The sequence below is a fragment of the Duganella sp. S19_KUP01_CR8 genome (assembly GCF_036688705.1).
Taxonomy (GTDB): domain Bacteria; phylum Pseudomonadota; class Gammaproteobacteria; order Burkholderiales; family Burkholderiaceae_D; genus Rugamonas.
Genome location: NZ_JAQQPR010000008.1, coordinates 105,769 through 118,402, shown reverse-complemented (window position 1 = coordinate 118,402; position 12,634 = coordinate 105,769). Strand labels below are relative to the sequence as shown.

The following is a 12,634-nucleotide window of genomic DNA, read 5'->3' as shown; positions in this document are numbered from 1 at the left end:
TTCATTTCAAGGAGCAACATGAGATTGCGAACTTACCTGGCGGCCCTGGCGCTGGCTGTGCCGCTGTGCGGCGCGCACGCCGCTGACTGGACCGTGCGCTTCGATGGCGCCGGCCCGTTGAAGATCGGCATGCGTTTCGATACTGTCAACAAAGTGCTGGGCGACCGCATGGAGCGCACGCCGAAAGACTTGCGCGGCTCGCCGAACTGCTTCCAGCTGGAGCCGGCGCGCCAGCCCGGCTTGCTGCTGATGTTTGTCGGCGACGTGTTGAAGCGGGTGGACGTGATGGAGGAGGGCATACTCTCCGAGCGCGGCATCGGCCTGGGCGACCCGGTGGAAAAGATACGCCAGGTCTACGGCGAAGCGGTGACCTCCGCGCCGCAAGCCTACGACGACAGCGAGCAGACCCTGACGGTTAAAGCTGGCGGCGGCCAGTACGCGATCCGCTTCGACACCAGCAAAGGCAAGGTTGGGGCGATCTACGCCGGCGCCTGGAAGGAAGTGCAGTACATCGAAGGCTGCCTGTAAATAGACCCGGGGTCAGGTCCCCCATTTGAGCATGAGCTCGGCTAAAACTGCAGTTGTAGCCGAGCTCATGCTCAAATGGGGGACCTGACCCCGGATGCTGCTTGTAAAATATAAAAAAGCCGCTGAGCTGATGCTGAGCGGCTTTTTTGCGAGAAGCGAAGATCGAATTACTTGATCTTGGTTTCTTTGAACATCACGTGCTTGCGTGCTTTAGGATCGAACTTCATGATCTCCATTTTAGCAGGCGTGGTGCGCTTGTTCTTGGTAGTGGTGTAGAAGAAACCCGTACCTGCGGTCGATTCCAGTTTGATTTTGTCGCGGCCAGTTTTTGCCATGGTAGCTCCTAATTAGACTTTTTCGCCACGGGCGCGCATGTCGGCCAGTACGGCATCGATGCCGACTTTGTCGATTACGCGCAGACCAGCGTTGGACAGACGCAGGGAGACCCAGCGGTTTTCAGATTCAACAAAAATACGACGGTTCTGCAGGTTAGGCAGGAAACGACGTTTGGTTTTGTTGTTTGCGTGGGAAACATTGTTGCCGACCATCGGCTTCTTCCCAGTAACTTGGCAAACACGTGCCATAACGCACTCCTTAAAAGACATTCCACAATTGGAAAAACAAGAGTATATCCAAAAACCTCAGCTTTTTCAATGACTTGTGAAAAACAATTGTGTCTCTAATATCTGAAAATATTTAACAATTGTGAATTCGCTCGTAAACCCTTGAGCCCATAGGGGTAAACTCATAGCTGGCCGTGCTCGGCAAACGAGTGAACCTGGTGGCCGGCCACTACAAAATGGTCGAGGATGCGGATATCCACCAGCGCCATGGCCTGCACCAGCGCCCGCGTCAGCAGCAGGTCCGATTCGCTGGGATCTGGCGTGCCGGACGGGTGGTTGTGGGCCAGCATGATGCTGGCGGCGTTGCAGGCCAGCGCCGCCTTCACCACCTCGCGCGGGTAGACGCTGGTGTGCGTCAAGGTGCCGCGAAACATTTCCTTGGCGTCGATCAGGCGGTTCTTCACGTCCAGGAACAGCACGTGGAACGATTCGAAGTCCTTGCCGCTGAAGGTGATGCGCAGGTATTCCTTCACCGCGCGGGGCGAGCTCAGCGTGTTGCCGGCCTTGATTTCCTCCAGGATGGCGCGCCGCGCCAGCTCCATCACCGCCTGCAATTGGGCGAACTTGGCCGTGCCCAGCCCGCGCAGGGCGGAAAACTCCTTCAGGCTGGCGCCGAACATGGCTTGCAGCGAGCCGAAGTGGTGCAGCATTTCCTGTCCCAGCTGCACCGCGTCCTTACCCGGCACGCCGGTGCGCAGGAAAACCGCCAGCAATTCGGCGTCCGTCAGCGCCGCCGCACCTTCGCGTATCAGCCGTTCGCGCGGGCGGCGCTCCAGCGGCCATTCGTTAATTGCCATCGATATCCTCCGCAAATCAGCACAGACGACGGGCGCGGCAGGCAAGGTGGCTTACAATAGAGCCTTTGCCAGCTTACTGAATCCCACGTCATGTCTAACGCGCAACCTGCTGTTGTCACCAAATCGGCTTACTTAACACTGCATTATCGTCTCGCCTCGCTGGACGGTACTGATATCGTTACAACCTTCAGCGGAAATCCCGCCACGCTGATGCTGGGCCAGGGCCAGCTGGCGCCGGTGCTGGAAGAGTTGTTGATCGGCATGCCTGAAGGTACGCACAAGACCTTCGACCTGGAACCTGGCGTCGGTTTCGGCCCGCGCAACCCGGAGCTGGTGCGCGAAGTCACCCGCGCCACGCTGGACGACAACTCGGTGCCGGGCGCCGACTACAAAGTGGGCGACCTGGTCGACTTCGCCGCGCCGGGCGGCGGCCGCTTCGCCGGCATCCTGCGTGAGCTGGGCGATGCAACCTGTCTGTTCGACTTCAACCACCCGCTGGCCGGCCAGCCGCTGAAATTCGAAGTCAAACTTATTTCCGTGCTGTGAGGAACTCATGAGCGATAAAGAAATCCTGTTGGCCCAGCCGCGCGGCTTTTGCGCCGGCGTCGACCGCGCCATTGAAATCGTCGAGCGCGCGCTGACCCAGTTCGGCGCGCCCATCTATGTGCGCCACGAGATCGTCCACAACGCCTACGTGGTGGAAGACCTGCGCAACAAGGGCGCCATCTTCATCGAAGACCTGGACGACGTCCCGGCCGGCAATACGCTGGTGTTCTCGGCGCACGGCGTCTCCAAGGCGGTGCGGGCGGAAGCGGAATCGCGCGGCCTCAGCATCTTCGACGCGACTTGCCCGCTGGTCACCAAAGTGCACGTGGAAGTGGCCAAGATGCGCAAGCAGGGTTGCGAGATCGTCATGATCGGCCACGACGGCCACCCGGAAGTCGAAGGCACGATGGGCCAGACCGAAGAGGGTATGTACCTGGTCGAAACCGTGGCCGATGTCGACAAGCTGAACGTCAGCAAGCCCGACCAGCTGGCCTATGTTTCGCAGACAACGTTGTCGGTAGACGACACCGCCGACATCATCGAAGCGCTGAAGCGCAAATATCCGGCGATTATCGAGCCGAAAAAGGGCGACATCTGCTACGCCACCACCAACCGCCAGGAAGCCGTGAAATTCATGGCGCCGCAGGTGGAGCTGGTGATCGTGGTCGGCAGCCCGAACAGCTCCAATTCCAACCGCCTGCGCGAAGTGGCGGAGAAGAAGGGCACGCCCGCCTACATGGTCGACAACGCCACGCAGATTGATCCGCTCTGGCTGGAAGGCAAATTGCGCGTGGGCGTCACCGCTGGTGCGTCGGCGCCCGAGGTGCTGGTGCACGCCGTCATCGACCGCCTGAAGGAACTGGGCGCGCGCAGCGTGCGCACGCTGGACGGTGTGCAGGAAGCGGTCACTTTCCCGCTGCCTAGAGGCCTGGATGGACAGAAAGCTGCACCAGCGGAGGGCGTGGTTTAACAACTTTCGGGATGAAACGGAATTAAATTTTGCATCTTTCCGTTATTCCGCAGTTAGTTTTTCCAGAATCTCGCTATCATTGCCTCGCTCTCAAAAAGTTGTCGTTTAGGCTTATAAACGAAGGAACGGAGGAGGGCGCGGCTCGCAGGAGACGCTACTGGTTCAGGCATGAAATTTGCATCATGAACGTGTAGTCAACGGCGGCACTACGGAGACATCCTCCGGGTGCCGTTTTTGTTAGATGAACCGCTGTGCAGGCATAAACACAAAAAGTAAAGGCACTCTTCATGGATACATTTATCCAACAAATTATTAACGGACTGGTGCTCGGCAGCATGTACGCACTGGTCGCGCTGGGCTACACCATGGTCTACGGCGTGCTGAACCTGATTAACTTCGCCCACGGCGACGTGCTGATGATCGGCGCGATGACCGGCCTGACCATTCTCAAATACCTGAACGAATACGCACCGGACCTGCCTGGCTACGTCAAGCTGGCGATCGCCATCGGCGGCGCCATCCCGGTCTGCATCGTCGTCAACATCCTGATCGAGCGGGTCGCCTACCGCCGCCTGCGCAATGCGCCGCGCCTGGCGCCGCTGATCACCGCCATCGGCGTCTCCATCCTGCTGCAAACCATCGCCATGATGATCTGGACCCGCAACCCGCTGGCCTTCCCGCAACTGCTGTCGTCGGAACCGATCACGGTCGGCGGCGCGCTGATCTCGCAGACCCAGATCCTGCTGCTGGTGCTGGCCGCGCTATCGATGACGGGCCTGGTGCTGCTGGTGGAAAAAACCAAGATGGGTCGCGCCATGCGCGCCACGGCGGAAAATCCCCGAGTCGCCGGCCTGATGGGCGTCGATTCCAACAAGGTCATCGTCGCCACCTTCGCGCTGGGCGCGGGGCTGGCCGCCGTGGCCGGCGTGATGTGGGGCGCCAACTACGCGTCGATCCAGTTCGCGATGGGCTTCGTGCCCGGCCTGAAAGCCTTCTCGGCCGCGGTGTTGGGCGGCATCGGCAACATCTACGGCGCGATGATAGGCGGTATCGTGCTCGGCATTATCGAGAGCCTGGGCGCCGGCTACATCGGCGACCTGACCGGCGGCTTCCTCGGCAGCCACTACCAGGACATCTTTGCCTTCGTCGTGCTGATCATCGTGCTGACGGTGCGTCCGTCCGGCATCATGGGCGAGCGCGTTGCGGACCGTGCCTAAGCTGAGGAACTACACATGGCTATTCTGAATTTCGACACCACCCGCAACCCGCGCAAGGCCTACAGCAGCATGGCTGTGGTCCTGATCGGCTTGCTGATCTTCCCGTTCGTCGCCTCGCAGTTCGGCAACTCCTGGGTCCGCATCATCGACATGGCGCTGCTGTACATCATGCTGGCGCTGGGCCTGAACATCGTGGTCGGCTTCGCCGGCCTGCTGGACCTGGGCTACATCGCCTTCTACGCGGTGGGCGCCTACATGACCGGCCTGCTGGCTTCGCCGCAATTCGCGACCCTGCTGGAATCGCTGATCAACGAGTATCCGGTGGTCGGCAATTCGCTGATCGCCATCCTCGGGCCGGACATCCAGCAAAACGGCATCCACCTGTCGGTATGGGTGATCGTGCCGCTGGCGGCCGCGCTGGCCGGCCTGTTCGGCGCGCTGCTGGGCGCGCCGACCTTGAAGCTGCGCGGCGACTACCTGGCCATCGTGACGCTGGGCTTCGGCGAGATCATCCGCATCTTCATGAACAACCTGAACGAGCCGATCAACTTCACCAACGGTCCGCAGGGTATCAACCTGATCGACCCGATCCGCGTGTTCGGCGTCAACCTGGCGGGGGAGGCGGGGTCGCGCGCCAACGTCATCGTCGGCGGCTTCTCCATGCCGTCGGTGAACGCTTATTACTTCCTGTTCCTGTTCCTGTGCATCGCCGTGGTGTTCGTCACCTCGCGCCTGCAGCACTCGCGCCTGGGCCGTGCCTGGGTGGCGATCCGCGAAGACGAGATCGCCGCCAAGGCGATGGGCATCAACACCCGCAACGTCAAGCTGCTGGCGTTCACGATGGGCGCCTCGTTCGGCGGCGTCGCCGGCGCCATGTTCGCGTCGTTCCAGGGCTTTGTGTCGCCGGAATCGTTCTCGCTGACCGAGTCGATCGCCGTGCTGGCGATGGTGGTGCTGGGCGGTATCGGCCACATCCCCGGCGTCATCATGGGCGGGGCGCTGCTGGCCGCGTTGCCGGAAGTGCTGCGCCACGTGGTTGAGCCTTTGCAGGAAAAACTGTTCGGCCACGTGCTGATCGAAGCGGAAGTGCTGCGCCAGCTGCTGTATGGCCTGGCGATGGTGCTGATCATGCTGAACCGCCCGGCGGGTTTGTGGCCGGCGCCCAAGCATGAAGACCGTCCCGACGGCGACTCCGACACCAAAGATCAATCGTCCGGCACAGTGGCGGCCTGAGGAAAGCAGAAATGAGCGAACAAGTTATTCTCCACATCGCCGGCGTCAACAAGCGCTTCGGCGGCTTGCAGGCGCTGACCGATGTCGGCATCAAGATCATGAAGGGCCAGATCTACGGCCTGATCGGCCCCAACGGCGCCGGCAAGACCACCTTCTTCAACGTCATCACCGGCTTGTACCAGCCGGACACCGGCACCTTCGAGCTGGCCGGCAAGCCGTATTCGCCGTCGGCGCCGCATGCGGTGGCCAAGGCCGGCATCGCCCGCACCTTCCAGAACATCCGCCTGTTTGGTGAGATGACCGCGCTGGAAAACGTCATGGTCGGCCGCCACGTGCGTTCGCACCAGGGCGTGTTCGGCGCCGTGTTCCGCCACAAGGCGGCGCGCGAGGAGGAAGCGGCTATCCGCAAGCGCGCGCAGGAGTTGCTGGACTTCGTCGGCATCGGCCAGTTCGCCAGCCGCACGTCGAAGTTCCTGTCGTATGGCGACCAGCGCCGCCTGGAAATCGCCCGCGCGCTGGCCACCGATCCGCAACTGCTGGCGCTGGATGAACCGGCGGCCGGCATGAACGCCACCGAGAAGCTGGCGCTGCGCGAGCTGCTGGTCAAGATCAAGAACGAAGGCAAGACCGTGCTGCTGATCGAGCACGACGTCAAGATGATGATGGGCTTGTGCGACCGGCTGATGGTGCTGGAATACGGCAAGCCGATCGCCGAAGGTCTGCCGGCGGAAATACAAAGCAATCAGGCGGTTATCGACGCCTACCTGGGAGGATCGCACTAATGGGCGACAACGTTCTTAAAGTATCGGGACTGAAAGTCGCGTACGGCGGCATCAAGGCCGTCAAAGGCATCGACCTGGAAGTGAACAAGGGCGAGCTGGTCGCCTTGATCGGCGCCAACGGCGCCGGCAAGACCACCACCTTGAAAGCCATCACCGGCACGCTGCCGCCTTGCAAGGTCGAGGGCACGGTGGCGTACAAGGGGGAGTCGCTGAAGGGCAGCAAGTCCTTCCATCTGGTCGAGAAGCGGCTGGCGATGGTGCCGGAAGGGCGCGGCGTGTTCACCCGCATGTCGATCCAGGAAAACCTGATGATGGGCGCCTACACCCGCGACGACAAGGCCGGCATCGACGCCGACATCGCCAAGTGGTTCGACGTGTTCCCGCGCTTGAAGGAGCGCGCGGCGCAGATGGCGGGCACGCTGTCGGGCGGCGAGCAGCAGATGCTGGCGATGGCGCGCGCGCTGATGTCGCATCCTGAGTTGCTGCTGCTGGACGAGCCGTCGATGGGCCTGTCGCCGATCATGGTCGAGAAGATTTTCGAAGTGATCCGCAACGTGTCGAAAGAGGGCATCACCATCCTGCTGGTGGAGCAGAACGCCAAGCTGGCGCTGCAAGCGGCGCACCGCGGCTACGTCATGGACTCCGGCCACATCACCATGACCGGCAACGCCAAGGACATGCTGGACGATCCACGCGTCAAAGCTGCCTACCTCGGCGAATAAGATTCAAATAAGATCCGGGGTCAGGTCCCCCATTACAGCATGAGCCCGGCTATAACACTCGCTATAGCCGGGCTCATGCTGTAATGGGGGACCTGACCCCGTATGAAAAAAGCCTCGGCATTGCCGAGGCTTTTTTGATGGGATCCGGCGCCCTACCGCGTCGGAATTCCTTGATTACTTCTTGGCTGGAGCAGCTTTGGCGGCAGCAGCGGTGAACTGGTTCACGGCCGAAGTCATGTTCGATTCGATCGACTCAACAGCTTGCTTGGCGGTCTTGGCGAACTGCTCGTAGCCGGCGTTGGCGTTGCCGATGGCCGATTTCAGGATGGCAACAGCGTTTTCCGAACCAGCTGGGGCGTTCTTGCTGACTTCTTCCACCAGCGAGATGACTTTACGGTTGGTTTCAGCGATCTGGGTTTCAGCAGCTTTGCTGAATTCAGCGCCGGTGCTCGAAGCGATGGTCGCCAGGTGACGGCCGTAAGCGATGGTTTTTTCTGCGTTAGGCTGGGCTTGTGCCGAAGCCAGCGAGAAGAATTCTTGTGGGTCTTTAGCCGACAGCAACTGCTTGGTGGTGATCGACGACTCTTCCAGCGATGCCTTGGCAGCGGTCAGGTTCAGATCGACGAATTTCTCCACGCCTTCGAAAGCTTTGTTGGTCAGGGCCGAGAAGATCGCAAATTGAGCTTCGAAGTTGGCTTTGGTCGCATTGGAAAATTGCTCAGGGATAGAAAACATTTGAATCTCCAGGAAAGTAGTCATTGATTAAGTACTGCTGAGGTACTGCTTGTTTCTTACGGCCGGCGAGAAACAGGCTATCCACGTTTCAGACCGAACAACTAATTGTGCAACGCAACAAACCCGATTTTACGGCCTTCAGAAATTAAGTCAAGCGATTTTTTGTGCATTGCACCAAAGAACGAAATCTAGCTTGAGGAAAGTATTTCCCTAGGGAAAATGCGGCTTGGCAAGGCATGGCCGGTGGCGAAATGGTCGTCGTGATAGACTTGTATCCTGTCGAGTCGGCGCCGCAATCCGGCGCCGATTTCCTTTCATGCTGCAAGTATGTTTTACCGGTTCCCCCATGCCCAACACCCCGAGCGCCGCCGCAGTTGTCAAACACGCCACTTTCCTGTCGCCGCTGCCGCTGTTTTTCGTGTTGTTGTGGAGCAGCGGCTTCATCGTCGCCAAGTTCGGCCTGCCATATGCGCCGCCGCTGACCTTCCTGGTGATGCGTTTTGCAGGCGTGCTGCTGTTCCTGATACCCGCCGTGCTGTTGCTGAAAGCGCCCTGGCCCAAGGGCAAGGCCTGGCAGATCGCGCTGGCCGGCCTGCTGGTGCAGGCGGGTTACCTGATCGGCGTCTGGTGCGCCATCAAACAGGGCATGCCGGCCGGGCTGTCGGCCCTGATCGTCGGCATGCAGCCCATCCTGACCGCCTTCGCCGCGCCGCTGATCGGCGAGAAAGTGCGGCCGCTACAATGGCTGGGCCTGGTTTTCGGCCTGGCCGGGGTGGGGCTGGTGGTGGCCGCCAAGATCAAGCTGGTCGGATTGTCGCCCGACGCCATCCTGCTGAGCGTGTTGGCGCTGCTGTCGATGACCGTCGGCACCCTGTATCAAAAACGCTATTGCCCGCAATTCGACCTGCGCACCGGCACGGTGATCCAGTTTGCCGCCTCGCTGGTGCTGGTGTTGCCGTTGGCTATCATCTTCGAAGGATTGACGCCGGACTTTGCTGCGGTGCAGTGGACGCCGCGTTTCTTCGGCGCCTTGCTGTGGTCGGTGATGGGCTTGTCGATCGGCGCCATCTTCCTGTTGTTCGCGCTGATACGCCGCAGCGACGCCACCCAGGTCACCAGCCTGATGTACCTGACGCCGCCGACCACCGCCGTCATGGCCTGGCTGATGTTTGGCGAGGCTTTCAACGCCCTCGGCATAGCCGGGATGGCGCTGGCGGTCACCGGTGTGATATTTGTAGTCAAAAAAACCAGATAAGCGAGTGCATATGATTTCAACTCCCGACCAGCAAGCGGTAGACGCCGCCATCACCAGCCGCCGCTCGATCCGCGCCTTCCTGCCGCAAGCCGTGGCGCGCGAGGATGTCGCGCAGATCCTGCAGGTGGCGGCGCGGGCGCCGTCCGGCACCAACACCCAGCCGTGGAAAGTCTACGTGCTCGATGGCGAACGCAAGCAGCAGTTGTCATCGGCGATTTTGGCCGCACATAGTGATCCAGAGCAGGCTAAACAGCATAGCGAGGAATACGCCTACTATCCGCGCGAGTGGGTTTCGCCTTTTATCGAGCGTCGTCGCAAGGTCGGCTGGGATTTGTATGCGCTACTGGGTTTGACGCGCGACAATAAGGCCGGCATGGCCGCGCAACACGGCCGCAATTATGAATTTTTTGGCGCTCCGGTGGGTCTCATCTTTACCATCGACCGCATCATGGAGCAGGGCTCGTGGCTGGACTACGGCATGTTCCTGCAAAACATCATGGTGGCGGCGCGGGCGCGGGGCCTTGATACTTGCCCGCAGGCGGCTTTTACCCAGTATCATAAAATCATCGGCAGCCAGTTGGGCTTACCGGACAACGAAACCGTGGTGTGCGGCATGGCGCTCGGTTACGCCGATCGCTCGAAAGTTGAAAATACCTTGATCACGGACCGTATGGCGCTTGAGGAATTTGTTAAATTTGTTGGTTAGAACTAGTTTGCTTAAAACCTACGGCGCCATATTGTATCGACGCAACCATCGATGCCGCCAATGTTAAATTTGCTTGCGCTTGCCCTGAATTTTGCTACACTGCAACAGGTCTTTCGCTTTCTCCACACCGTTTTTATCGGGGATATGAATGTATAAACTAGCTCTAAGTGCGCTCATTTCGCTGATGTTCGCCTCCACGGCGCTCACCGCAACCGCAGCCCAGGCTGCCGATGGCGCCGGATCGAAAAAACATCATGTGAAGAAGGTCAAGGCTCGTGGACCGGTGCGCGTGGCCGCCGCCGAGCCTGGCGAACGTGTGGTCAAGCGTGTGATCAAGGTCAATGGCCGCCGCAAGGTGGTGTACCAGCGCATGATCGTGGCCGCGCCAGCGGTGCCGACCATGGGCGACCTGGCCGGCCTGAACATGACGCACGATCCGCTGGACCTGAAATCCAACGTGGCGCTGGTGCTGGACCAGGCCAATTCCGAAGTACTGTTTGAAAAGAATTCCAACGTCGCCTTGCCGATCGCCTCGATCACCAAGATGATGACCGGCCTGGTCGTGGTCGAAGCCAAGCAGAACATGGACGAGATCCTGAGCATCAGCGACGAGGATGTCGACCGCGAAAAATTCAGCAGCTCGCGCCTGAAGGTGGGCACCCAGCTGAGCCGCGCCGACATGCTGCACATCGCGCTGATGAGCTCGGAGAACCGGGCATCGTCCGCGCTGGGCCGTAACTATCCGGGTGGCAAGACTGCGTTTGTCGAAGCGATGAACGCCAAGGCCCGCGAACTGGGCATGGTCGATACCCATTACGTCGATTCCAGCGGCTTGTCGAAAATGAATGTGGCCAGCGCGCGCGACCTGGCCAAGCTGGCGATGGCCGCGTATCAGCAGCCGATCCTGCGCCAGTACTCGACCGACGCCAAGGCCATGGTTGAAACCAATGGCCGTCCTATGCAGTTCGGCACCACCAACCACCTGGTGGCCAATCCGGACTGGGCGATCGGCTTGCAGAAAACCGGCTTCATCAACGAAGCGGGGCGCTGCCTGATGATGCAGGCGGTCATCGAAGGCCGCTCGGTCATCATGGTGTTCCTCGATTCCAAGGGCAAGCAGTCGCGTACGGCCGATGCCGGCCGCATGCGCAAATGGCTGGAGGCGCTGAAGCCCGCCGCCCTCAGCACTCCCCTCAGTTCACCTTCGTCTTACTCGACCGGAATGTAACCCAGCGTGGCGGAGATCTGGTTGGCGGTCATGACCAGGTCTTCCAGCCACTCGTCCTGCAGACGGTCGGCCGGCGCCGAGATCGACAGCCCGGCAATCAGCTTGCCGCTGTCGTCGTGGATGCCGGCGGCCATGCAACGCACCCCCAGCTCCAGCTCTTCATTGTCGCGCGCGTAGCCGCGTGACTTCACCAGGCTCAGCTCGCGCTCCAGCTTGGCCAGGTCCGTGATCGAATTCTTGTTGTGGCCGGCCAGGCCGGTACGCGTGGCGTAGGCGCGGATGGCTTTCGGCTCGTCCACCGACAGGAACAGCTTGCCGGTCGAGGTCAGGTGCAGCGGGCCGCGGCCGCCGATGGCGCGCACCACCTGCATGCCCGAGCGTTCCGAGAAGGCGCGGTCGATGTAGACGATCTCGTCGCCCTGGCGCACCGACAGGTTGATGGTCTGCTGGGTCTTTTTGTGCAGTGCACGCATGAAATCCAGCGCGGCCTCGCGCACCGACAGTCGGCTCTTTACAACATTGCCCAGTTCCAGCAGCCGCATGCCGAGCCGGTAGGTGCCCGGTTCGATGCGGTCGACAAAGCGCGTCAGCACCATGTCGTTCAGAATCCGGTGGGCGGTCGAAGGGTGTAGCCCGGAAACCTTGGATAATTCCTTCAGGCTCACAGGGTCGGGATATTTGGCCAGCGCATCGAGTAGGGCCACCATGCGCTCGATCACCTGGATGGTGGTCTTTTGCTCTGGAACGGTTTCGATTTTCATGATGTGGTTGGTGCGGTGCAGTATGCGATAGCTACTTTATACCATAATGTGAAAAAAATAGGAATTGATGCATAATGATACATTCACCATTTGCGGCTTATTCATGGAACCTGTGAGCGAATTCAAGAGCAAGAGCGGCCTGAAACGTATCTTTTCGGCCTTTTTATACTCCATCGACGGCTTCAAGTCGGCCTGGAAGCATGAACATGCATTCCGCCAGGAAGTCAGCCTGTTCGCGGTGGGCACCATCATCGCGCTGGTGCTGCGCATCTCGGCGTTCGAGAAATTGGTGCTGATCGGCGTGTTGATGCTGATATTGATCGTGGAACTGATCAATTCCTCCATCGAAGCCGTGGTCGACCGCGTGTCGCTGGAGCGCCACCCCTTGTCGAAAAACGCCAAGGACTTCGGCAGCGCCGCCGTGCTGCTGACCTGCCTGCTGGCGGCCGGCGCCTGGGGCGTGGTGCTGTTCAACCGCTTCTACTGAACGCATATAAGGTTTGGGTATATTGAACTGCTAAAAGCTTAGTT

Annotated in this window: 16 protein-coding genes; 11 read left to right on the top strand and 5 right to left on the bottom strand. The window is 60.2% G+C overall.

Annotated elements, in window-relative coordinates:
• The first annotated feature begins 18 nt into the window (after positions 1 to 18).
• Positions 19 to 528 (top strand): hypothetical protein, encoded by a 510-nt coding sequence (locus tag V6M89_RS10425; RefSeq protein WP_332853121.1) that lies wholly within the window; start codon positions 19 to 21, stop codon positions 526 to 528.
• Between the two features lie 167 nt (positions 529 to 695).
• Here V6M89_RS10425 and rpmG read toward each other — a convergent pair whose 3' ends face one another.
• The 3 genes from rpmG to radC form a co-directional block, all read right to left on the bottom strand.
• Positions 696 to 863: a 50S ribosomal protein L33 gene (rpmG, locus tag V6M89_RS10420; protein WP_008451489.1), complete on the bottom strand. Its 168-nt coding sequence runs from the start codon at positions 861 to 863 to the stop codon at positions 696 to 698.
• 12 nt (positions 864 to 875) lie between these two features.
• Positions 876 to 1,112 (bottom strand): 50S ribosomal protein L28, encoded by a 237-nt coding sequence (gene rpmB / locus V6M89_RS10415; protein ID WP_008451488.1) that lies wholly within the window; start codon positions 1,110 to 1,112, stop codon positions 876 to 878.
• A 161-nt stretch (positions 1,113 to 1,273) separates the two neighbouring features.
• On the bottom strand, positions 1,274 to 1,948 hold the full coding sequence (gene radC / locus V6M89_RS10410; protein WP_332853120.1) for a RadC family protein: 675 nt from the start codon (positions 1,946 to 1,948) through the stop codon (positions 1,274 to 1,276).
• 90 nt (positions 1,949 to 2,038) lie between these two features.
• Here radC and V6M89_RS10405 point away from each other — a divergent pair, with 90 nt between their 5' ends.
• The 6 genes from V6M89_RS10405 (at position 2,039) to V6M89_RS10380 (ending at position 7,418) form a co-directional block, all read left to right on the top strand.
• Positions 2,039 to 2,494 carry an FKBP-type peptidyl-prolyl cis-trans isomerase gene (locus tag V6M89_RS10405; protein WP_332853119.1) on the top strand — a complete coding sequence of 152 codons (456 nt, stop codon included), beginning with the start codon at positions 2,039 to 2,041 and terminating at the stop codon, positions 2,492 to 2,494.
• 7 nt (positions 2,495 to 2,501) lie between these two features.
• Positions 2,502 to 3,464 carry a 4-hydroxy-3-methylbut-2-enyl diphosphate reductase gene (gene ispH, locus V6M89_RS10400; RefSeq protein WP_332853118.1) on the top strand — a complete coding sequence of 321 codons (963 nt, stop codon included), beginning with the start codon at positions 2,502 to 2,504 and terminating at the stop codon, positions 3,462 to 3,464.
• A gap of 287 nt (positions 3,465 to 3,751) precedes the next feature.
• Positions 3,752 to 4,681, top strand: coding sequence for a branched-chain amino acid ABC transporter permease (locus V6M89_RS10395; protein WP_116990484.1), 930 nt, complete (start codon positions 3,752 to 3,754; stop codon positions 4,679 to 4,681).
• Positions 4,682 to 4,696: 15 nt separating this feature from the next.
• Positions 4,697 to 5,914: an ABC transporter permease subunit gene (locus V6M89_RS10390; protein ID WP_332853117.1), complete on the top strand. Its 1,218-nt coding sequence runs from the start codon at positions 4,697 to 4,699 to the stop codon at positions 5,912 to 5,914.
• Positions 5,915 to 5,925: 11 nt separating this feature from the next.
• Positions 5,926 to 6,696 carry an ABC transporter ATP-binding protein gene (locus tag V6M89_RS10385; protein ID WP_116990482.1) on the top strand — a complete coding sequence of 257 codons (771 nt, stop codon included), beginning with the start codon at positions 5,926 to 5,928 and terminating at the stop codon, positions 6,694 to 6,696.
• Positions 6,696 to 7,418, top strand: coding sequence for an ABC transporter ATP-binding protein (locus V6M89_RS10380; RefSeq protein ID WP_332853116.1), 723 nt, complete (start codon positions 6,696 to 6,698; stop codon positions 7,416 to 7,418). Before V6M89_RS10385 ends, V6M89_RS10380 begins: the two co-directional genes overlap by 1 nt.
• A 174-nt stretch (positions 7,419 to 7,592) precedes the next feature.
• Here the strand turns inward: V6M89_RS10380 and V6M89_RS10375 are convergent, their stop codons facing one another.
• Positions 7,593 to 8,153, bottom strand: coding sequence for a phasin family protein (locus V6M89_RS10375; protein ID WP_020701528.1), 561 nt, complete (start codon positions 8,151 to 8,153; stop codon positions 7,593 to 7,595).
• A 346-nt stretch (positions 8,154 to 8,499) separates the two neighbouring features.
• On the opposite strand from V6M89_RS10375, the gene V6M89_RS10370 reads away from it, so the two are divergent.
• The 3 genes from V6M89_RS10370 (at position 8,500) to pbpG (ending at position 11,342) form a co-directional block, all read left to right on the top strand.
• On the top strand, positions 8,500 to 9,408 hold the full coding sequence (locus V6M89_RS10370; protein ID WP_332853115.1) for a DMT family transporter: 909 nt from the start codon (positions 8,500 to 8,502) through the stop codon (positions 9,406 to 9,408).
• Positions 9,409 to 9,418: 10 nt separating this feature from the next.
• A complete protein-coding gene (locus V6M89_RS10365; RefSeq protein WP_332853114.1) occupies positions 9,419 to 10,114 on the top strand; it encodes a nitroreductase in 696 nt (231 codons plus the stop codon).
• A gap of 148 nt (positions 10,115 to 10,262) precedes the next feature.
• On the top strand, positions 10,263 to 11,342 hold the full coding sequence (gene pbpG / locus V6M89_RS10360) for a D-alanyl-D-alanine endopeptidase (protein WP_332853113.1): 1,080 nt from the start codon (positions 10,263 to 10,265) through the stop codon (positions 11,340 to 11,342).
• Here pbpG and V6M89_RS10355 read toward each other — a convergent pair.
• Entirely contained in the window at positions 11,324 to 12,103 is a 780-nt protein-coding gene (locus tag V6M89_RS10355) for an IclR family transcriptional regulator (RefSeq protein WP_116990476.1), read from the bottom strand. The two genes, pbpG and V6M89_RS10355, sit on opposite strands and share 19 nt — an antisense overlap.
• A 103-nt stretch (positions 12,104 to 12,206) precedes the next feature.
• On the opposite strand from V6M89_RS10355, the gene V6M89_RS10350 reads away from it, so the two are divergent.
• Positions 12,207 to 12,590, top strand: coding sequence for a diacylglycerol kinase (locus V6M89_RS10350; protein WP_332853112.1), 384 nt, complete (start codon positions 12,207 to 12,209; stop codon positions 12,588 to 12,590).
• Positions 12,591 to 12,634: the final 44 nt, after the last annotated feature.